18 protein-coding genes and 2 riboswitches are annotated in these 18,444 nt (G+C 71.9%); of the genes, 12 read left to right on the top strand and 6 right to left on the bottom strand.

Going from position 1 to position 18,444, the window contains the following annotated elements:
- Positions 1–59: 59 nt before the first annotated feature.
- Positions 60–995 carry a peptidoglycan DD-metalloendopeptidase family protein gene (locus tag ACR9E9_RS15140; protein WP_435199908.1) on the bottom strand — a complete coding sequence of 312 codons (936 nt, stop codon included), beginning with the start codon at positions 993–995 and terminating at the stop codon, positions 60–62.
- 99 nt (positions 996–1,094) lie between these two features.
- Positions 1,095–2,018 (bottom strand): lipase family alpha/beta hydrolase, encoded by a 924-nt coding sequence (locus ACR9E9_RS15135; protein ID WP_435199906.1) that lies wholly within the window; start codon positions 2,016–2,018, stop codon positions 1,095–1,097.
- Between the two features lie 165 nt (positions 2,019–2,183).
- Between ACR9E9_RS15135 and sucC the strand changes: the two genes are divergently transcribed.
- From sucC to ACR9E9_RS15075, 12 genes are all read left to right on the top strand, one after another.
- Positions 2,184–3,365 (top strand): ADP-forming succinate--CoA ligase subunit beta, encoded by a 1,182-nt coding sequence (gene sucC, locus ACR9E9_RS15130; protein ID WP_435199904.1) that lies wholly within the window; start codon positions 2,184–2,186, stop codon positions 3,363–3,365.
- 18 nt (positions 3,366–3,383) lie between these two features.
- Positions 3,384–4,274, top strand: a complete 891-nt coding sequence (gene sucD, locus ACR9E9_RS15125; RefSeq protein ID WP_435199902.1) for a succinate--CoA ligase subunit alpha — start codon at positions 3,384–3,386, stop codon at positions 4,272–4,274.
- 183 nt (positions 4,275–4,457) lie between these two features.
- Positions 4,458–5,294 (top strand): lysozyme, encoded by an 837-nt coding sequence (locus ACR9E9_RS15120; protein ID WP_435199900.1) that lies wholly within the window; start codon positions 4,458–4,460, stop codon positions 5,292–5,294.
- Between the two features lie 87 nt (positions 5,295–5,381).
- A riboswitch (FMN riboswitch) is annotated at positions 5,382–5,515 on the top strand.
- Positions 5,516–5,654: 139 nt separating this feature from the next.
- Positions 5,655–6,746, top strand: a complete 1,092-nt coding sequence (gene ribD, locus ACR9E9_RS15115; RefSeq protein ID WP_435199898.1) for a bifunctional diaminohydroxyphosphoribosylaminopyrimidine deaminase/5-amino-6-(5-phosphoribosylamino)uracil reductase RibD — start codon at positions 5,655–5,657, stop codon at positions 6,744–6,746.
- Positions 6,746–7,357, top strand: a complete 612-nt coding sequence (locus ACR9E9_RS15110; protein WP_435199896.1) for a riboflavin synthase — start codon at positions 6,746–6,748, stop codon at positions 7,355–7,357. Before ribD ends, ACR9E9_RS15110 begins: the two co-directional genes overlap by 1 nt.
- On the top strand, positions 7,354–8,601 hold the full coding sequence (locus ACR9E9_RS15105; RefSeq protein ID WP_435199894.1) for a bifunctional 3,4-dihydroxy-2-butanone-4-phosphate synthase/GTP cyclohydrolase II: 1,248 nt from the start codon (positions 7,354–7,356) through the stop codon (positions 8,599–8,601). The genes ACR9E9_RS15110 and ACR9E9_RS15105 overlap by 4 nt, the downstream gene beginning before the upstream one ends.
- Entirely contained in the window at positions 8,598–9,140 is a 543-nt protein-coding gene (gene ribH / locus ACR9E9_RS15100) for a 6,7-dimethyl-8-ribityllumazine synthase (protein WP_435199892.1), read from the top strand. Before ACR9E9_RS15105 ends, ribH begins: the two co-directional genes overlap by 4 nt.
- A gap of 173 nt (positions 9,141–9,313) precedes the next feature.
- The gene (locus ACR9E9_RS15095; protein WP_435199890.1) at positions 9,314–10,477 is read left to right on the top strand and encodes a cell division protein PerM; all 1,164 of its coding nucleotides are present in this window, start codon (positions 9,314–9,316) and stop codon (positions 10,475–10,477) included.
- A 60-nt stretch (positions 10,478–10,537) separates the two neighbouring features.
- The gene (purN, locus tag ACR9E9_RS15090; protein WP_435199888.1) at positions 10,538–11,155 is read left to right on the top strand and encodes a phosphoribosylglycinamide formyltransferase; all 618 of its coding nucleotides are present in this window, start codon (positions 10,538–10,540) and stop codon (positions 11,153–11,155) included.
- Positions 11,156–11,177: 22 nt separating this feature from the next.
- Positions 11,178–11,257: riboswitch (ZMP/ZTP riboswitch) on the top strand.
- A 27-nt stretch (positions 11,258–11,284) separates the two neighbouring features.
- Complete coding sequence (gene purH / locus ACR9E9_RS15085; protein ID WP_435199886.1) at positions 11,285–12,892, top strand: bifunctional phosphoribosylaminoimidazolecarboxamide formyltransferase/IMP cyclohydrolase; 1,608 nt, start codon at positions 11,285–11,287, stop codon at positions 12,890–12,892.
- A gap of 30 nt (positions 12,893–12,922) precedes the next feature.
- Positions 12,923–13,783, top strand: a complete 861-nt coding sequence (locus tag ACR9E9_RS15080; RefSeq protein ID WP_435199884.1) for a bifunctional methylenetetrahydrofolate dehydrogenase/methenyltetrahydrofolate cyclohydrolase — start codon at positions 12,923–12,925, stop codon at positions 13,781–13,783.
- A complete protein-coding gene (locus ACR9E9_RS15075; RefSeq protein WP_435199882.1) occupies positions 13,780–14,127 on the top strand; it encodes a DUF3017 domain-containing protein in 348 nt (115 codons plus the stop codon). Before ACR9E9_RS15080 ends, ACR9E9_RS15075 begins: the two co-directional genes overlap by 4 nt.
- Positions 14,128–14,188: 61 nt before the next feature.
- Here ACR9E9_RS15075 and ACR9E9_RS15070 read toward each other — a convergent pair whose 3' ends face one another.
- From ACR9E9_RS15070 to ACR9E9_RS15055, 4 genes are all read right to left on the bottom strand, one after another.
- Positions 14,189–15,184, bottom strand: coding sequence for a malate dehydrogenase (locus ACR9E9_RS15070; protein WP_435199880.1), 996 nt, complete (start codon positions 15,182–15,184; stop codon positions 14,189–14,191).
- Between the two features lie 123 nt (positions 15,185–15,307).
- Positions 15,308–16,066, bottom strand: coding sequence for an anti-sigma factor (locus ACR9E9_RS15065; protein ID WP_435199878.1), 759 nt, complete (start codon positions 16,064–16,066; stop codon positions 15,308–15,310).
- Positions 16,063–16,686: an ECF RNA polymerase sigma factor SigK gene (sigK, locus tag ACR9E9_RS15060; protein WP_435199876.1), complete on the bottom strand. Its 624-nt coding sequence runs from the start codon at positions 16,684–16,686 to the stop codon at positions 16,063–16,065. Before sigK ends, ACR9E9_RS15065 begins: the two co-directional genes overlap by 4 nt.
- Before the next feature lie 213 nt (positions 16,687–16,899).
- Entirely contained in the window at positions 16,900–18,423 is a 1,524-nt protein-coding gene (locus ACR9E9_RS15055) for a molybdopterin-dependent oxidoreductase (RefSeq protein ID WP_435199874.1), read from the bottom strand.
- Positions 18,424–18,444: the final 21 nt, after the last annotated feature.

Here is an 18,444-nt window from a genome sequence, read left to right as displayed (position 1 = left end):
CGACGAAGGGGCCCGACGAGCAAGTGCTCGTCGGGCCCCTTCGTCAGTGGCGCTCTCGGTCAGGAGATGCCGCGCTCGGCCAGCCAGCCGGCGGGGTCGATCGGCTCGCCGCCGCCGGGACGGATCTCCATGTGGAGGTGCGGTCCGGTCGAGCGGCCGGTGTTGCCGGTGAGGGCGACGACGTCACCCGGGGCGACCTGCTGCCCGACGGTGGCGCTGACGGAGCTCAGGTGGCCGTACCGGGAGACGGTGCCGTCCGAGTACTCGATGTCGATGTAGATGCCGTAGCCGGACATCGGCCCGGCGCCGACGACCGTGCCGGCACCCATGGACTTGAGCGGGGTGCCCACCGAGGCCGCGTAGTCCTGGCCGGCGTGCAGCCGTCCCCAGCGGTGACCGAAGGGGGAGGTGAAGACCGCGTTGTCGAGCGGCTTGACCCACCCGGTCGCGGTGGACGCCTCGTCGGTGGTGGTCGCGTCGCCGGCCGGGGCCCCGCTCGAGCGCTCCTGCTCCGCCGCCTTCGTCGTCTCGGCCTTCTTGTCGGCCTTCTTCTTCGCGGCGAGCTCCGCGCGGGCCTCGCTGCGGGCGGCGCGCTGGCGCTCCTGGTCCCGGCCCTGGTCCTTGGCCACGGTCGCCGAGACCTCTTGGCGGCGCTCGGCCAGACCGGAGGAGTCGCGGGAGGTGACGGCGGCCTCGGTGCGGGCGGTCTCGGCGAGCTCCGGGTCGTCGAGCAGGGCGACGGCGCCGGAGTCGTCCGCCGCCGGTGCGGTACCGGGGGCCGTGAAGGCGGTCTGGGCGGCCTGGGTCGAGGCCGTGCCGGGGAAGGGGGATGACTGGGCGGCCGTGGCCCCGGCTGCGCTGAGCACGAGAGTCACCGCAGCAGCGGTGGGCAGCGCGTAGGCGGGGGTCAGGCTCTTCGGGAGGGACGAGCGGCGCTGGAGGGCGCGACGCTCGGCTCGGGTCGGCGGGCGGTGCCGTCCGGAGTACTCAGTCATGGGTGAAGCGACGTCCTCGGCAGGGGATCTCGGACAAATCCCGAAAACTGTAGCGTGACCTTTTCGTTATGCAAAACTCGGGCTGTGGACACTCCGCTGTCAGGCCGGGCGTGACGAGATGTGCGTGATGGACGCGGTCGGCGTTCCCTCGCTGTCGAGCTGCGTCAAACTCGTGGCGATCCGGTGGACGACGCTCGGGAGGATCGGCAGCGAGAGGTGGCCGACCCCCCGCAGCCGGATGTTGGTCGTCGCGACGCCCTCCTGCTGGAGGGCGGCATTGACCGCAGGCACGACCGCCTCGTCGGTGTCGGACCAGAAGGCGATGATCCGGGTCGAGCATCCGGGGGAGGGCTGGTTGAGCTCCTGCATCAGGGCGCTGCCCGGGCGCAGCTGCCGTGTCAGGGCGGAGGGGAGGACGTGGGCGAGGAGCGTCCCCGTGTGCGGAGCGCCCAGGGTGACGAGGGTGTGCACCCGCTCGTCGCCGCCGAGTCGGGTCACGTAGTACCGGGCGATCACCCCGCCGAGGCTGTGGGCGACGACGTGGATGCGCTCATGACCTGTCTCCTCGACGATCGCCTCGATCTCCTCGGCGAGCTGGGCCGCGGCCGTGCGGATGTCCTTCGTGCGCACCGAGTAGTTCATGGCGAACACCCGGGAGAACCCCCGCCGGAGCAGGCCCCGGCGCAGCAGCGTGAAGATCGAGTGGTTGTCGGCGAGGCCGTGGAGCAGCAGGATCGGCGTGCCGAGCTCGGCGACCCCGGAGACGAGCATGCCCCGCTTGAGGGGGGAGAGGTGCTCGACCCGGTACCCGTGCCCGACGGCGCCACGCCGCGGCCGTCGGGCCCCGAAGGGGTAGAGCGAGATGTGGGTCGTGGCCCACACGAGCTCGACCGCGGCGAAGACCGCCGCCTGCGCGGTGGCCATCTGCCGCAGCTGCTGGCACACACCGTGCCGCAGCGACCTCGGCGTCAGGGCCGGGTCGTTGCCCTCTGCGGCGATCATCGCCTCTGGCTGGTGGACCATGGTGACCCGAGGGTAACCCGCGACGGGTGGCAGGTGGGTCCTCGTTGCACGTCTGTGATCAAGATTTCAAACAACCGCTGCATGGACCGGACGTGCTCCCCCTTCGTCCGGGGGGCTACTCTCGACCCGCACCCCGTTACCACAGCAGAGGACGGAATCACCCTCGTGGATCTCTTCGAGTACCAAGCACGCGACGTGTTCGAGAAGCACGGCGTCCCGGTTCTTGCCGGCGCCGTTGCCACCACCCCGCAGGAGGCGCGAGCCGCCGCCGAGACCATCGGCCAGAACAGCGGCGGCGTCACCGTCGTCAAGGCCCAGGTCAAGACCGGAGGCCGTGGCAAGGCCGGCGGCGTCAAGGTCGCCAAGACCGTTGACGACGCAGTTGAGGCCGCCGAATCAATCCTGGGCATGGACATCAAGGGCCACACGGTCCACCAGGTCATGATCGCCCAGGGCGCCCAGATCGCCGAGGAGTACTACTTCTCGATCCTGCTCGACCGGGCCAACCGCACCTACCTCGCCATGTGCTCCGTCGAGGGCGGCGTGGAGATCGAGCAGCTCGCCGTGGAGCGGCCGGAAGCGCTCGCGCGCATCGCGGTCGACCCCAATGTGGGCATCGACGACGCCAAGGCGAAGGAGATCGCCGACGCCGCCGGCTTCGACGAGGCCGACAAGGCCGCGCTCGTCGAGACCTTCAAGTCCCTCTGGGTCGTCTACCGCGAGGAGGACGCCACCCTCGTCGAGGTCAACCCGCTGGTGAAGACCGAGCAGGGGGACATCGTCGCCCTCGACGGCAAGGTCACGCTCGACGGCAACGCGGACTTCCGCCAGCCCGAGCACGCCGCCCTCGAGGACCAGGCCGCGGCCGACCCGCTCGAGGCGAAGGCCAAGGAGAAGGGCCTCAACTACGTCAAGCTCGACGGCAACGTCGGCATCATCGGCAACGGCGCCGGGCTCGTCATGAGCACCCTGGACGTCGTCGCCTACGCGGGCGAGGACCACACCGGCGGCAAGGCCACGCCGGCGAACTTCCTCGACATCGGTGGTGGCGCCTCGGCAGAGGTCATGGCCAACGGTCTCGACGTCATCCTCGGCGACGAGCAGGTCAAGTCCGTCTTCGTCAACGTCTTCGGTGGCATCACGGCGTGCGACGCCGTCGCCAACGGCATCGTCGGCGCGCTGAAGACCCTCGGGGACGGCGCGACCAAGCCCCTCGTCGTGCGTCTCGACGGGAACAACGTCGACGAGGGTCGTCGCATCCTCGCCGAGTTCAACCACCCGCTCGTGTCCATCGAGGACACGATGGACGGCGCCGCCCGCAAGGCCGCCGAGCTGGCCGCGAAGTAAAGGACGTAGAGAACAGACATGGCAATCTTCCTCACCGCTGACTCCAAGGTCATCGTCCAGGGCATGACCGGCTCCGAGGGCATGAAGCACACCACGCTCATGCTCGCCTCGGGCACCAACGTCGTGGGCGGCGTCAACCCCAAGAAGGCCGGCCAGAGCGTCGACTTCCCCGGCGGCCAGTCCGTCCCCGTCTTCGGCTCCGTCGCCGACGCGATGAAGGAGACCGGCGCCGACGTGTCGGTCATCTTCGTGCCGCCGGCCTTCGCCAAGTCCGCCGTCGTCGAGGCGATCGACGCCGAGATCGGCCTGGCCGTCGTCATCACCGAAGGCATCGCGGTCAAGGACTCCGCGGAGTTCTACAACTACAGCAAGGGCAAGTCCACGCGGATCATCGGCCCGAACTGCCCCGGCCTCATCAGCCCCGGGCAGTCCAACGCCGGCATCATCCCGGCGAGCATCGCCGGGGCCGGTCGCATCGGTCTCGTGTCGAAGTCCGGCACGCTGACGTACCAGATGATGTTCGAGCTGCGAGAGTTCGGCTTCTCCACGGGCGTCGGCATCGGTGGCGACCCGGTGATCGGGACCACGCACATCGACTGCCTCGAGGCCTTCGAGAACGACCCCGAGACCGATGCGATCGTCATGATCGGCGAGATCGGTGGCGACGCCGAGGAGCGCGCCGCGGACTACATCAAGGACCACGTGACCAAGCCGGTCGTCGGCTACGTCGCGGGCTTCACCGCGCCGGAGGGCAAGACCATGGGCCACGCCGGCGCCATCGTCTCCGGTTCCTCCGGCACCGCTGCTGCCAAGAAGGAGGCCCTCGAGGCCGCTGGCGTCAAGGTCGGCAAGACGCCGTCCGAGACGGCTGACCTCATGCGCGAGATCATGAAGGCGCAGAACGCGTAAGCAGCACCAGCACCCTCGAAGGGGGCCGACGACTCCGGTCGTCGGCCCCCTTCGTCGCCCCCGGGCAGCGTGACCAAACCCTGACGAAACCGGGAGGCAGGAGTGGTCTCGATGTCATCTGCGGTGCCTAACGTCGGGTCCGGTCCCGGCTCGGGGCCGTCGATGACTGCTGAGGAGAACCGGATGCCCCGCACCACCGCCACGCTGGCCGCAAGCGCGATCGCGGCCGCGGCCATGCTCGTGACGACCGCCTCCGCGGCTCCCGCCGCGACCGGCGCCGATCATGCCCCGACCCCCGAGGCCGAGGCGGCCGGGATCGACGCCCCCGGTGACGCCGCGCTGGGATGGAAGCAGCGGAGCGTGCGCTCGCGCCCGTCGGCGGAGTCGACGAGCACCGCGGCATTGGGCGTGCCCGGCATCGACGTCTCGGGCTGGCAGGGCACGGTCGACTGGGCCGGTCAGTACGCCGCCGGCAAGCGCTTCGCCTACGTCAAGGCGACCGAGGGCACCGGGTACACCAGCTCCGACTTCGGTCACCAGTACAACGGCTCCTACTCGGCGGGCCTGATCCGCGGCGCCTACCACTTCGCCCTCCCGGACAACTCGAGCGGGGCCGCCCAGGCGAACCACTTCGTCGACCACGGTGGCGGTTGGTCCAGCGACGGCAAGACCCTGCCCGGTGCCCTCGACATGGAGTGGAACCCCTACGGCGCCACCTGCTTCGGCAAGTCGCAGTCCGCCATGAAGTCCTGGATCACCGACTTCCTCACGACCTACAAGGCGCGCACCGGCCGGTACCCCGTCATCTACACCAACACCAGCTGGTGGAACCAGTGCGTGGGTCACGACGAGTCCTTCGCGCAGAAGTCGCCGCTGTGGATCGCCCGGTATAGCAGCTCCGTGGGCACCCTGCCCACCGGATGGGGGACCCACACCTTCTGGCAGTACACCGACACGCCGATCGACCAGAACGTCTTCAACGGCTCGCTGTCGCGGCTGCGGGTGCTCGCGCAGGGCTGAGCCCGCGAGTCCCGGCGTGCCCGTGGACACCCGCCTGTCGCCGCCGGCCGGCGACGGGTAGGCTGCCCGTGTACACAGAAATGTCGTACGCGTGCTCCGGGGTCGGTGAAAATCCGAGCCGGCGGTGACAGTCCGCGAACTCGTGCCTCGCAAGAGGGACGGGCTGAGCTGGTGGAACTCCAGCACCGACGGTGAAAGTCCGGATGGGAGGCAGCACGCGGCGGCGCCGCCCGTGCCGTGTGGTCTCCCCGCGCGGTCCGGTCCGACCGGGCAACCGGCCCCTCGGCGCACGCCGTCACGTCCGAGGACGTGTCTCCTCTCGCCCCCCGTGGCTCGTGTCTGAGCACGGAGAGGGCACCCATGGGCGAGGACGTCGACCTCACGGCCTCGATGGCACGCGCCGTCGAGCTGGCCTCCCGCGCCCTCGGCCGCACGAGCCCCAACCCCGTCGTGGGCTGCGTCGTCCTCGACGCCGAGGGGCGCGTCGTGGGCGAGGGTTTCCACGCGGAGGCCGGTGGCCCGCACGCCGAGGTCGTCGCCCTGGCCGCTGCCGGTCCGCGAGCCCAAGGCGGAACCGCCGTCGTCACCCTCGAGCCCTGCCGGCACACCGGCCGCACCGGGCCGTGCACCCAGGCCCTCGTCGACGCCGGGATCGCCCGCGTCGCCATCGCCGTCACCGACCCCACCGCGACGGCCGGGGGTGGTGCCGACCTGTTGCGACGCCAGGGGGTCGAGGTCGTGGTGGGCGTGGGCCGCGAACGGGCCGCGCACGGCAATCGTGCGTGGCTGCACGCTGCGGCGACCGGGAGACCCTTCGTGACGTGGAAGTTCGCGGCCACCCTCGACGGCCGGACCGCGGCCGCGGACGGGACGAGCCGGTGGATCACCGGCTCCGATGCCCGGGACGCGGTCCACGGCCTGCGCGCCACCCGGGACGCCGTGCTCGTCGGCAGCGGGACCCTGCGCACGGACGACCCCCACCTGGCCGTCCGTGACCGGCCCGACGCGACCCAGCCCCTGCGGGTCGTCCTGGATGCCGGAGCGCTCATCCCACTCACCGCCCGCGTCCTCGACGACGCCGCGCCGACCCTCGTCGTCGCGGCCGAGGGCAGCGACGCCTCGCGCCTGACGTGCGAGGGCATCGACGTCCTGCACGTCCCACGCACCGCCTTCGGCCTCGACCCGGACGCGGTCCTCGCGGGGCTGCACGAGCGAGGGGTCCGGTCCGTCCTCCTCGAGGGAGGCGCCCGCCTCGCGGGCTCCTTCGTGCGCGCGGAGCTCGTCGACGAGGTCGTCGCCCACCTCGCGCCGGCACTGCTCGGCGCGGGCCGGTCGGTCCTCGAGGACGCCGGCATCACGACCATCACCGAGGCGCTGCGCCTCACCACCACCGACGTCATCACGCTCGGCGACGACGTCGCCATCACCGCCTCCGTCAGAAGGGACCACTGATGTTCACCGGGATCATCGAGGAGCTCGGGGAGGTGGTCGGCGTCGAGGCCGGCGCCGACTCCAGCCGGATCACCGTGCGCGGCGAGGTCGCCACGAGCGACGCCGCCCACGGGGTGTCGATCGCCGTCAACGGCGCCTGCCTCACCGTCACCGACACCGCGGCGACCGGGGGAGAGGTCACCTTCGACGTCATGGCCGAGAGCCTGCACCGCACCGGCCTGGGGGATCTCGCGGTCGGCACCGCGGTGAACCTCGAGCGGGCGATGGTCCTCGGCGACCGCCTCGACGGGCACCTCGTCCAGGGGCACGTCGACGGCACCGCGACGATCACCGAGCGTCGGCCGGGCGACCGGTGGGAGGAGGTGCGCCTCTCCCTGTCACCGCAGCTGGCCCCCTTCGTCGTGGAGAAGGGCTCGATCTGCCTGGACGGCGTCAGCCTGACCCTGACCGCCATCGGCGAGGACTTCGTCGAGGTCGGGCTGATCCCGACCACTCTCGACCTGACCACCTTGGGCCGCAAGGAGATCGGTGACCGCGTCAACGTCGAGGTCGATGTCCTCGGCAAGTACGTGCACCGCATGCTCACCCTCGACCACGGAGAGAACCGATGACCCCGCGAGAGAACCTGCTCGATCCCGTCGAGGCCGCGATCGAGGCGATCGCCGAGGGCGGCCCGGTGCTCGTCGTCGACGACGCCGACCGGGAGAACGAGGGCGACATCATCTTCGCCGCTGACGCCGCGACCGACCAGCTCATGGGCCTGACCGTGCGCCTGGGCAGCGGCGTGATCTGTGTGGCGATGACCGGCGACGAGCTCGACCGCCTGGCGCTGCCGCCGATGACCGCGATCAACGAGGACGCCAAGGGCACGGCCTACTCCGTCTCCGTCGATGCCGCGACCGGCGTGACGACGGGTATCAGCGCCGCGGACCGGGCCCGCACGGCGCGACTGCTCGCCGACCCGACGACCGTGCGCGGTGACCTCGCGCGTCCCGGGCACGTCTTCCCCCTGCGGGCCCGCTCCGGCGGGGTGCTCGTGCGTCGCGGTCACACCGAGGCCGCCGTCGACCTGTGCCGGCTGGCCGGTCGGGCGCCGGCCGGCGTGATCTGCGAGGTCGTCGAGGAGGACGGCTCGATGGCTCGGCTGCCCGCGCTGCGCCGGCTCGCGGACGAGCGCGGCTGGCCGCTCGTGAGCATCGCCGACCTCGTGGACCTGCGACGTCGGACGGAGGCGCTCGTCGAGCGCATCGTCACCACGCGCCTGCCGACGGCCCAGGGGCAGTTCACGGCCCACGGTTTCCGCAGCGGGGTCGACGGCAGCGAGCACGTCGCCCTCGTCCACGGGGACATCACGACCGGCACCCCGCTCGTCCGGGTGCACAGCGAGTGCCTCACCGGTGACGTCTTCGGCTCCCTCCGCTGCGACTGCGGCCCCCAGCTGCAGGCGGCGCAGCGCGCCATCGTGGAGGCGGGCGCCGGTGTCGTCGTCTACGTCCGCGGGCACGAAGGGCGAGGGATCGGCCTCGTGGACAAGCTGCGGGCCTACGCGGCCCAGGACGCCGGTGCCGACACGGTCGACGCCAACTCCGAGCTCGGGCTGCCCGTGGATGCCCGTGACTACACGCACGCCGCCCAGGTGCTGCGCGACCTCGGGGTGACCTCCCTTCGCCTGCTGAGCAACAACCCCGCCAAGGTCGAGGCCCTCACCGCGCTCGGCGTCGAGGTCGTCGGCCGCGAGTCGTTGCGGGCCGGCATCACCGACGACAACCTCACCTACCTGCGCACCAAGCGCGACCGGATGGGACACGACCTGCCGTGGCTCCCGGAGGGCATCGACGAAGGGAGCACGACATGAGTGGGCACGGCGCGCCGCGCATCGACATCAGCGAGGCCGGGGACCTGCGGGTCGCCGTCATCGCCTCGAGCTGGCACACGGTCGTCATGGATGGACTCCTCGCCGGGGCACGATCGGCGCTCGCCGATGCCGGCATCACCCCCGAGGTGGTCCGGGCGCCGGGCAGCTTCGAGCTGCCGGTCCTCGCCTCCGCCGCCGCCGCGACCCACGACGCGGTCGTCGCCCTCGGCGTCGTCATCCGCGGGGGGACCCCGCACTTCGAGTACGTGTGCGCGGCAGCCACCGACGGCCTCTCCCGGGTCGCGCTCGAGACCGGCACACCGATCGGCTTCGGGCTCCTCACGTGTGACGACGAGGCCCAGGCCCTGGACCGTGCCGGACTGCCCGACTCCTCGGAGAGCAAGGGGCGGGAGGCTGCCGAGGCGGCGGTCGCCACGGCACTGCTGCTGCGGGGGCTGCGACCGGCCGCGGGGGCACGAGGTGCCCGCATGACGCAGGGCACCGAAACATCGCCCCCGGAGGGTGGCACGGCGGGCTGAGCGGGCTTAACCTTGGCAGTGCAGCGCCGACCCGGTCGATCCCCCCTGCTCCCGGGTCGGCGTTGTCTTTTTCACCGGCGGCGCGACCGTGGGCACCAGCGCCACATGCTTTCTTTTCGACGGGTACGGCTTGTCGGCGGTGTCCGTCGCCCTTTGTGGGCGACCATGGACCCGTGACCGTGCTGGAGCTGCTCAGATCGGCGACGACCGTCGACGACGGGTCCCGTCGACGGCCCGAGCTGCTGGCCGCCGGGACGGGAGCCGCGACCGCCGCCGTCGGCCTCGTCGTGCCCCTCCTCCTGACGGTCCTCGGCGCACTGGCGGTGCCCAGGGCCTCCGCCGGGGTGGGCGATGCCCTCGGGTCCGGAGCCCTGCTGTGGCTCGTCCTCGGAGGGGCGCGCCTCGACGTGGGCGAGGGCACGCTCGCCCTGACCCCGCTCGTCGGAGTGCTCCTCCTCGTCCTCCTCGCCCGCTCGGGTGCCCGCCGTGGGCTCCCGCAGGCTCCCGAACCAGCACTCCGGGCGGCATGGCTCGGTGGCTACGCAGGTGTGGGCGTCCTGGCCGCCCTCGTGGGCCTGCTCACCCCCGTGGCGCCCGCGGTCCTCTCCCTTCTCCTGCCCCTGCTCGCCGTGCCCGCACTCGGTCTGGCCTGGGCGCACGGCCTGCCCGATCGTCTCGCCGGGGTGTGGGCGCGGGCGCCCGTCGCCCTCCACCGGGGCCTCGTCCCCGGGGCGAAGGGGGCGCTCGTCACCGTCGTCGCGGGCTCGCTGCTCGTGCTCGTGGCCACGATGGTGCACCTCGGCCGCGTCCTGCACGTGCACGGCGAGCTCGAGGCCGGGTTCTTCGGCGGGCTGCTCCTCGTCCTGCTGCAGCTGGCGCTGCTGCCCAATCTCGGGATCTGGGCGATGTCCTTCACGGCCGGCCCCGGCTTCTCGACCGCGGGTGGGGCGATGACCACGTGGTCGTCCGCGGAGGCGGGTGTGCTGCCGATGGTCCCGGCGCTCGCCGTCCAGCCGCAACCCGGCGGCCTGCCGTGGGTGACCCACCTCCTCGTGCTCGTCCCCGTGGCGCTCGGGGTGTGGCTGGGCCGTGAGGCGCTGATGCGGGTGCCCCGGCTCGCGACGACCCAGAGCAAGCTCGCCGTCATCGCGGTCACCGTCGCCGTCACGACCCTGGGGGTCGTGCTGCTCGACGCCCTGGCGGGTGGTTCGCTCGGCGCCGACCGCCTGAGCGACCTCGGGGCACCGGCCCTGACGTTGGCTCCGGTGCTCCTGCTCGAGCTGGGGGCCGGGGCCATGGCGGTCCTGGCCCGGGAGTGGTGGGTCCTGCGTCGCTGACCCGCTGGGCAGCCCCACCGGGTCGGGGGAAGGCGCCCACGGGGACCTAGACTCTCCCGCGTGCGCGCCCCCCTTCGTCTCCTCGTCCTCGTCTCCGGCGCCGGGAGCCTGCTGCAGGCCCTGATCGACGCGGAGGCGGCCGGGTCCCTCGCCGCGCAGGTCGTCGCGGTGGGCGCCGACCGCGAGGGGACCACCGGCCTGGAGCGGGCCTCGGCCGCGGGGGTGCCCACCTTCGTCGAGCCCGTCTCGGCCCACGCCGACCGCGCCACGTGGGACCGGGCGCTGGCCGACCGGGTGGGGGAGCACGCGCCCGACCTCGTCATCACCGCGGGGTTCATGAAGATCCTCGGGCCACGGCTGCTCGGCCGGTGGACCGTCCTCAACACCCATCCGGCGCTCCTGCCGTCCTTCCCCGGCGCCCACGGGGTGCGCGACGCCCTGGCGTACGGCGTCCGGGTGACCGGGTCGACCGCCCACCTCGTCGACGCCGGTGTCGACACCGGCCCGATCATCGAGCAGCGTGTCGTCGCGATCGCCGACGACGACACCGAGGCGACCCTCCACGAGCGGATCAAGGCGGTGGAGCGGGAGATGCTCGTCGACGTCGTCACGGCCATGGCGACCGGTGGTTGGCAGGTCGAGGGCCGCCGCGTCCGCGTCGGTGGAGCGGTTGGCTGAGTCCTCCTCGGTCGCCGTAGACTCGGGCCCACACGACTGGCGAAGGTGGATCACCACCGGGGAGTGAAAGGTCGAGGTGCATCGCCCGCCTGGGTGCGCTCATCGCAAGCCGACCCACCAGGAGTACCCGTGTCCGATCCCCGTCCCGTCCGCCGCGCCCTCGTCTCCGTCTTCGACAAGACCGGCCTGTCGGACCTCGTCCGCGGCCTCTCCGAGGCCGGAGTCGAGCTCGTCTCCACCGGTGGCTCCGCCGCCGTGATCGAGGGCCTCGGTCTGCCCGTGACCCAGGTCGAGGACCTCACCGGCTTCCCCGAGTGCCTCGACGGCCGGGTGAAGACCCTCCACCCGCGCGTGCACGCCGGGATCCTCGCCGACACCCGTCTCGACGACCACGTGCGCCAGCTCGAGGACCTGGACGTCGCTCCCTTCGATCTCGTCGTCGTCAACCTCTACCCCTTCGCCGAGACCGTCGCCTCCGGTGCCTCCGTGCAGGACTGCATCGAGAAGATCGACATCGGCGGCCCGACGATGGTCCGCGCCGCCGCGAAGAACCACGCCTCGGTCGCGATCGTCACCGACCCGACGAGCTACGGCGAGGTCCTCGAGTCCGTCCGCGGCGGTGGCTTCACCCTCGCCCAGCGGGAGCGTCTCGCGACCGAGGCCTTCGTGCACACCGCGACCTACGACGTCGCGGTCGCCTCGTGGATGGGTTCGGTCGTCAGCGCGCGCGATGAGTCGCCCTTCCCGCACTGGATCGGGGGCACCTGGGCCAAGAAGTCCGGCCTGCGCTACGGCGAGAACCCGCACCAGGCCGCCGCCCTCTACGTCACCGAGGGCGCTGCCGGTCTGGCCCAGGCCGAGCAGCTGCACGGCAAGGAGATGTCGTACAACAACTACATCGACGCCGACGCCGCGCTGCGTGCCGCCCACGACCACGGTGAGCAGCCGACGGTCGCGATCATCAAGCACGCCAACCCCTGCGGCATCGCCGTCGGCGAGAGCATCGAGGCCGCCTACGAGCGTGCCCACGCCTGCGACCCGGTCTCCGCCTACGGTGGCATCGTCGCGAGCAATCGCCCGATCACCGCGGCCATGGCCACGGCACTCAACGACACCTTCTCCGAGGTCGTCATCGCCCCGGACTTCGACGCGGACGCGTTGGCGATCCTCAAGGAGAAGAAGAACCGCCGCCTGCTCGCGGTCGCGGCCCCGACGCCCGGCGGCATCGAGACCCGACCGGTCTCCGGCGGTCTGCTCGTGCAGCAGCGCGACGCCATCGACGCGGTCGTCGAGGTGACGGACGACGAGACGCCGACCCGGGGCCGGGGAGGGCGTGGTGACGACCCGGCCCTGTGGAACCTGGTGGCCGGCGACGCCACGGACGAGCAGACCCTTGCCGACCTCGCCTTCGCCTGGCGCGCGGTCCGTGCCACGAAGTCCAATGCGATCCTCCTGGCCAAGGATCACGGCTCGGTCGGGATCGGCATGGGGCAGGTCAACCGCGTCGACTCCTGCCACCTCGCCGTGAACCGGGCCGGTGCAGAGCGTGCGACAGGGGCCGTTGCGGCCTCGGACGCCTTCTTCCCCTTCGCCGACGGCCTGCAGGTCCTCCTCGACGCGGGAGTGCGGGCGGTGGTCGCCCCCGGCGGGTCGGTCCGCGACGACGAGGTCGTCGCGGCGGCGCAGGCGGCGGGGATCACGATGTACTTCACCGGCACGCGGCACTTTGCCCACTGATCCCGCACCCGGTACTGGAAGGATGACCACGTGACTGCACAGATCCTCGACGGCAAGGCGGCGCTCGCGTCGATCAAGGACGAGCTGAAGGTCCGCGTGTCCGCGCTGAAGGAGCAGGGCATCACCCCCGGCCTGGGCACGGTCCTCGTCGGTGACGACCCCGGCAGCCGCTGGTACGTCGGCGCCAAGCACAAGGATTGCGCCGAGATCGGCGTCACGAGCATCCGCCGGGACCTGCCCGGCGACTCGAGCCTCGAGGAGGTCCTCGCCGTCGTCCGTGGGCTCAACGAGGACCCGGAGTGCACCGGGTTCCTCGTGCAGCAGCCGACCGGACTGGACGAGAACGCGATCCTCTCCGCCGTCGACCCGAGCAAGGACGTCGACGGCCTGCACCCGGTCAACCTCGGCTGGCTGGTCCTGGGCCGCACGGCGCCGCTGCCGTGCACGCCGATGGGCTGCCTCGACCTGTTGCGTCGCCACGACGTGCCGATCGACGGCGCCCGAGTGGCGATCGTCGGCCGGGGACTCACCGTCGGTCGTCCCCTCGGCCTGATCCTCACCCGACGCAGCGAGAATGCGACGCCCGTCCTGTGCCACACCGGGACCCGTGACCTGGCGGCCGAGGTGCGCCGGGCGGACATCGTCATCGCCGCCGCCGGCAAGCCGGGGATCATCACCGCTGACATGGTCAAGCCGGGCGCCGCGGTGCTCGACGTCGGGGTGAGTCGCGTGCTGGGGGAGGACGGCAGGAGCCGCATCGCCGGGGACGTCGCCGATGACGTGGCCGAGGTGGCCGGCTGGGTCAGCCCCAACCCCGGTGGCGTCGGACCGATGACCCGCGCCATGCTGCTGAACAATGTCGTGGAGGCCGCGGAGCGCGGCCTGAGATGAGTGACGTGGCTGGCGACGCGCGGGACCCGGGTGGGCAGGGCGCGGACGAGGAGGACCCGGGCCCGACCCGACCGGCGCTCCAGGTGCGGCCGCTGGCCGCGTGGTGGCTGATCGCGGCCGGCATCGTCGTGGGGATGCTCTTCCTGCTCACCGATCACGTCCTGCGGGCGACCGTCACCTGCGCCGCGACCCTGCTCCTCGCCGCGGTGCTGCGCCTGGCCCTACCGGGGTCGAAGGCCGGCGGCATCGCCGTGCGCGGCCCGCTCGTCGACACCGTGACGCTCGTCGTCCTCGCTCTGGCCGTCCTGGCCTCCGGGTTCTCCCTGGATCTGACCGCCCGCTGAGCCACCGCGCACGACGAAGGGGCCGCACCATCTGGTGCGGCCCCCTTCGTCGTGATGACGCTCAGCCGGTGATCAGGCCGAGCTTGGTCACGGCCTCGCGCTCCTCGGCGAGCTCGGCGACGGTCGCGTCGATCCTGCCGCGGGAGAACTCGTCGATCTCCAGCCCCTGGACGATCGTCCACGCGCCGTCCTTGACGGTCACGGGGAAGGAGGAGATCAGGCCCTCGGGGACGCCGTAGGAGCCGTCGGAGACCACGGACATCGAGGTCCAGTCGCCGTCGGCGGTGCCGTGCGCCCAGTCACGGGCGTGGTCGACCGTCGCGGACGCCGCGGAGGCGGCCGAGGACGCGCCCCGGGCCTCGATGATCGCCGCGCCGCGCTTGGCGACGGTCGGGATGAAGGTGTTCTCCAGCCAGTCCTGGTCGCCCACGGCCTCGGCGGCGTTCCTGCCCGCGACCTGGGCGTGGAAGAGGTCCGGGTACTGGGTGGCGGAGTGGTTGCCCCAGATGGTCATCTTCGTGATGTCGGTGACCGGCACGTCGAGCTTCGAGGAGAGCTGGCTGATCGCGCGGTTGTGGTCGAGGCGCGTCAGCGCGGAGAACTGCTCGTTCGGGATGTCGGGCGCATTGTTCATCGCGATGAGCGCGTTGGTGTTCGCCGGGTTGCCGGTGATCGTCACGTGGACGTCATCGGCGGCGACCTTGTTCAGGGCCGCGCCCTGCGGGGCGAAGATGCCACCGTTGGCCTCGAGGAGGTCACCGCGCTCCATGCCCGGGCCGCGCGGGCGCGCGCCGACGAGCAGGGCGTGGTTGACGCCGTCGAAGACCTTCTCCGGGTCGTCACCGATCTCGACGCCGGCCAGCGTCGGGAAGGCGCAGTCGTCGAGCTCCATGACGACACCCTCGAGGGCCTTCAGGGCCGGGGTGATCTCGAGCAGGCGCAGCTCGACGGGGGTGTTCGGCCCGAAGAGGGAGCCGCTGGCGATGCGGAAGAGAAGGCTGTAGCCGATCTGACCGGCGGCGCCGGTGACGGCGACCTTGACGGGAGTGGTGCTCACTGAGGATGCCCCTTCGATCGTGATGAGGGAATGTGCTGTCCCCAGCGACGCTAGCAGCGCGGGCCGCACACGCGGGAGGCAGGTTCGTCAGCCGGGCGGCCCGAGGTGGCGGAGCGGGAGCGCTCAGCTGCTGAACTCGACGAGGGCGACCGGGTCGCTCGTCGGCTCGGGCGACCCGCCGGCGGGCTCCACGGTCACCCCGACACCGGTGGCCGCGTCGACATCACCCTTGAGGACCATCGGGGAGTCCGTCGAGGTCATGAGACCGGCGGAGATCATCGCCCCGTCGTCGTCCCGCAACCAGGCCTGGTAGGTCCGGCCCTCGGCGGGGTCGGGCACTCCCTCGACCTGCAGGACGGCTCGCCCCAGGTCCGCGCTGCGGGTCACCTCGACACGTCCACCCTCCGCGGTGGTGGTCTCCCAGGTCCGGGCGTCGTCAGCGGCGAGCACCTCGTCGCTGACGCTCGTGGTCACCTGGTCGACGACCTGCCAGGTGATGCCACCGCCGACGACCAGAGCGGCCGCGGCCGCGAGAGCGGTGCCGCGGGAGCGCCACCGAGGGCGAAGGGAGTGGACCGTCGCCGACCGCCTGGTGTCCTGCGGAGTGGTTTCGTGCGGGCTCGTGTCGTGCACGGGCTCGTGGGCGTCCGGAGCCGGCTCCTGGGGCGTCTGCCGGACCAGCGCCAGGAGGTCGTCCCGCAGGGACGGTGGCGGCTCGACGGCCAGGGTCTGCGTCAGGTGCGGGAGCGTCTCACGCAGCGAGGCGACCTCCGCGCGGCAGGCCGCGCAGTGCTCGAGGTGGCTCTCGAACTCCTGGCGCTCCGGTCCAGCCAGGGCGTCCACGACATAGGCCCCGGAGAGCTCGTGCGGTTCATCGGTCATGGTGTCACTCCCAACTGGTCTCTCAGACGGATCAGTCCGTCGCGGATACGTGTCTTTGCCGTGCCCAGCGGCAGGTCGAGCCGGGCGGCCACCTCACGGTGGGTGTAGCCGTCGAGGTAGGCCAGGCTCACCGCCTCGCGCTGGACCTCGCTGATGCGGTCGAGCGCCTGGCGGACCCGGTGGGCCTCGAGCTGTGCGGTCGCGGCCTCGGCAGTGGTGTCGAAGTGGACCTCTCGCGTGCGGGCCTCGTAGGACTCGTCCCGCACCGTTGCGGCTTGGCTGCTGCGCACCCGATCGACGGCACGGCGGTGTGCCAGGGTCATCAACCAGCCGAGCGGAGAGCCGCGGTCCGGGTCGTACTTGCCCGCGTGCCGCCACACCTCGAGGTAGATCTCTTGGGTGACTTCCTCCGACTGGCTCGGATTGCGCAGGACGCGCAGCACGAGACCGTAGACCCTCCGCGACGTCGCATCGTACAGGGAAGCGAAGGCGGCTTCGTCTCCCTGTGCCACGGCCAGCAGCGCGGGGGTGAGGCGGTCAGGATCCGTGTCGGCCTCCCGTGCACGCTCCGGGGCGACGCCGCTGGCGTCGTTCGAGTCACGAGCTGGGGGGTGAGGCACGGGTCCATCATGCCTGCTCACTCAGGTGGCTGTGGGCAGCAACACAGCGTCGATCAAGCGGACGAGCGCGTGGGCGGTCTCGAGGGTGCCGCGGACGGTGATGAAGCCCACCGCGTGGGTGTCGTGCTGCGGTCCATGTCTGCCTCCAGGGGCGTTGTGGGGAACCGTGGGTGCGTGCACTGGTGGTTCGGAGCGGTGGCCGTGCCGGATGGGTCAGCCGACGTCGACCGCGATACTGTGCAGGCCGCTCGCGCCGGAGGGAAAGGGACTGGCCGTTTTCGTCGTCTGGACGGAGCCGTCGCCGTCGGTCGCCCGGACCGTGATCTCGTGTCGTCCCGCAGTGGCCTCCCAGGGCAGGAACCACTGGCGCCAGCAGTCGACATTGGCCTCCGTGCCGAGCGTGGCGCGACGCCACGGGCCATCGTCGAGGCGGACCTCGACGCGATCGATGCCGCGGCCCTGCGCCCACGCGACACCACCGATGACGGTGCGCCCGGCCTCGATGCCGGCCGACGGCGAAGGGGTGTCGATCCGCGCCTGGGTCTTGACGGTGCCGTGGGTGGCCCAGTCCCGGTCGGTCCAGTAGGCGGGCTGCGCGTCGTACGTGGTCACGGTCATCCGCGTCAGCCACTTCGTCGCGCCGACGAATCCGTAGAGCCCGGGAGTGACGAGGCGGGCGGGGAAGCCGTGGTCCTGTGGCAGAGCTGAGCCGTTCATCCCGACGGCCACGAGGGCATCGCGGTCGTCCAGGAGCGCCGAGAGGGGGGTGGAGATCGTCATCCCGTCCGTCGAGGTGGACAGCACCTGCAGGTCGGGGTCGCCGGGGTCACTCTCGAGGCCCGCGCGGGCGAAGAGCTCACGGGTGGGCACGCCCACCCACCGCGCGGTGCCGATGAGGGACCCGCCGACCTCGTTGGAGACGCAGTTGAGGGTGATGTCGCGCTCGACCATCGGCAGGTCGAGCAGCTGGTCCATGTCCAGGGTGATCTTCGTCGGGACATCGCCGTCGATGGTCAGCGACCAGTCGCCGGCCTCGACCCGAGGGACGACGAGGGCGGTGTCGATGCGGTAGAACTGCTCGTTCGGTGTGATGAAGGGGGGGATCCCCTTCTTGCCGAGGTCCACCCCCTTGGCCAGTGCGGGGAGCGGCTCGGGCACGGTGGGCAGCTCGAGCACCAGGGGTGCGCGCCGCGCGATGAGGGCCTGGCCGCCGGCGCCGAGGGCGGCGGCGCCGAGACCGGCGCCACCGAGGGCGATCAGCCCGCGTCGGCTCGGGTGTCCGGGGCGAGCATGTCCGTCGGGGCGAAGGAGGCCGGGGCGGGCCGCGAGCAGCTCGAGGGTGATCACGGCGATGACCGCGGCCGTCAGTGCGGGGAGCCAGGCGAACGAGCCGGTGCTCGGGCGGAGCACGGCAGCCGCGCCGGCCAGTGCGGTCAGGGCGAGGATCATCGTCGTCGCGGCGGCACGGGAACGCAGTCGCAGGATCCCGGCGACCGCGGCGAGCAGCAGGGTGACGACGGCCACGGACCCGATGAGGATGGGCTTGTCCGCCGTGCCGAAGGTGGAGACGGCCCACTCCTTGACGGGTGTCGGCGTGAGGTCGATGACCTGGCTCCCCACGGCGAGCACCGGTGAGGCCTGGGGCGAGACGAGTGCCGCGACGAGGTGTGCCGTGGCGGTGCCGAGTGCGGCCGCGACCACCCCGCAGGCGGCTGCGGGCAGGATGCGTGCCTTCATGCTCGGTGTTCGTGGCCAGGG

Origin of the sequence: Janibacter sp. GS2, assembly GCF_051200835.1 — a bacterium.
In the GTDB taxonomy this organism is placed as follows: domain Bacteria; phylum Actinomycetota; class Actinomycetes; order Actinomycetales; family Dermatophilaceae; genus Janibacter.
The sequence above is the reverse complement of the archived record's forward strand: the minus strand, read 5'-3'. Positions and strand labels throughout refer to the sequence as shown.

Coding starts and splice junctions, on each gene's coding strand:
- ACR9E9_RS15055 (WP_435199874.1), bottom strand. CDS start 18,423: ATGAAGGCACGCATCCTGCCCGCAGCCGCCTGCGGGGTGGTCGCGGCC.
- ACR9E9_RS15075 (WP_435199882.1), top strand. CDS start 13,780: ATGAGTGACGTGGCTGGCGACGCGCGGGACCCGGGTGGGCAGGGCGCG.
- ribD (WP_435199898.1), top strand. CDS start 5,655: ATGGGCGAGGACGTCGACCTCACGGCCTCGATGGCACGCGCCGTCGAG.
- ACR9E9_RS15065 (WP_435199878.1), bottom strand. CDS start 16,066: ATGACCGATGAACCGCACGAGCTCTCCGGGGCCTATGTCGTGGACGCC.
- sucD (WP_435199902.1), top strand. CDS start 3,384: ATGGCAATCTTCCTCACCGCTGACTCCAAGGTCATCGTCCAGGGCATG.
- ACR9E9_RS15135 (WP_435199906.1), bottom strand. CDS start 2,018: ATGGTCCACCAGCCAGAGGCGATGATCGCCGCAGAGGGCAACGACCCG.
- ACR9E9_RS15105 (WP_435199894.1), top strand. CDS start 7,354: ATGACCCCGCGAGAGAACCTGCTCGATCCCGTCGAGGCCGCGATCGAG.
- ACR9E9_RS15110 (WP_435199896.1), top strand. CDS start 6,746: ATGTTCACCGGGATCATCGAGGAGCTCGGGGAGGTGGTCGGCGTCGAG.
- ribH (WP_435199892.1), top strand. CDS start 8,598: ATGAGTGGGCACGGCGCGCCGCGCATCGACATCAGCGAGGCCGGGGAC.
- ACR9E9_RS15140 (WP_435199908.1), bottom strand. CDS start 995: ATGACTGAGTACTCCGGACGGCACCGCCCGCCGACCCGAGCCGAGCGT.
- ACR9E9_RS15120 (WP_435199900.1), top strand. CDS start 4,458: ATGCCCCGCACCACCGCCACGCTGGCCGCAAGCGCGATCGCGGCCGCG.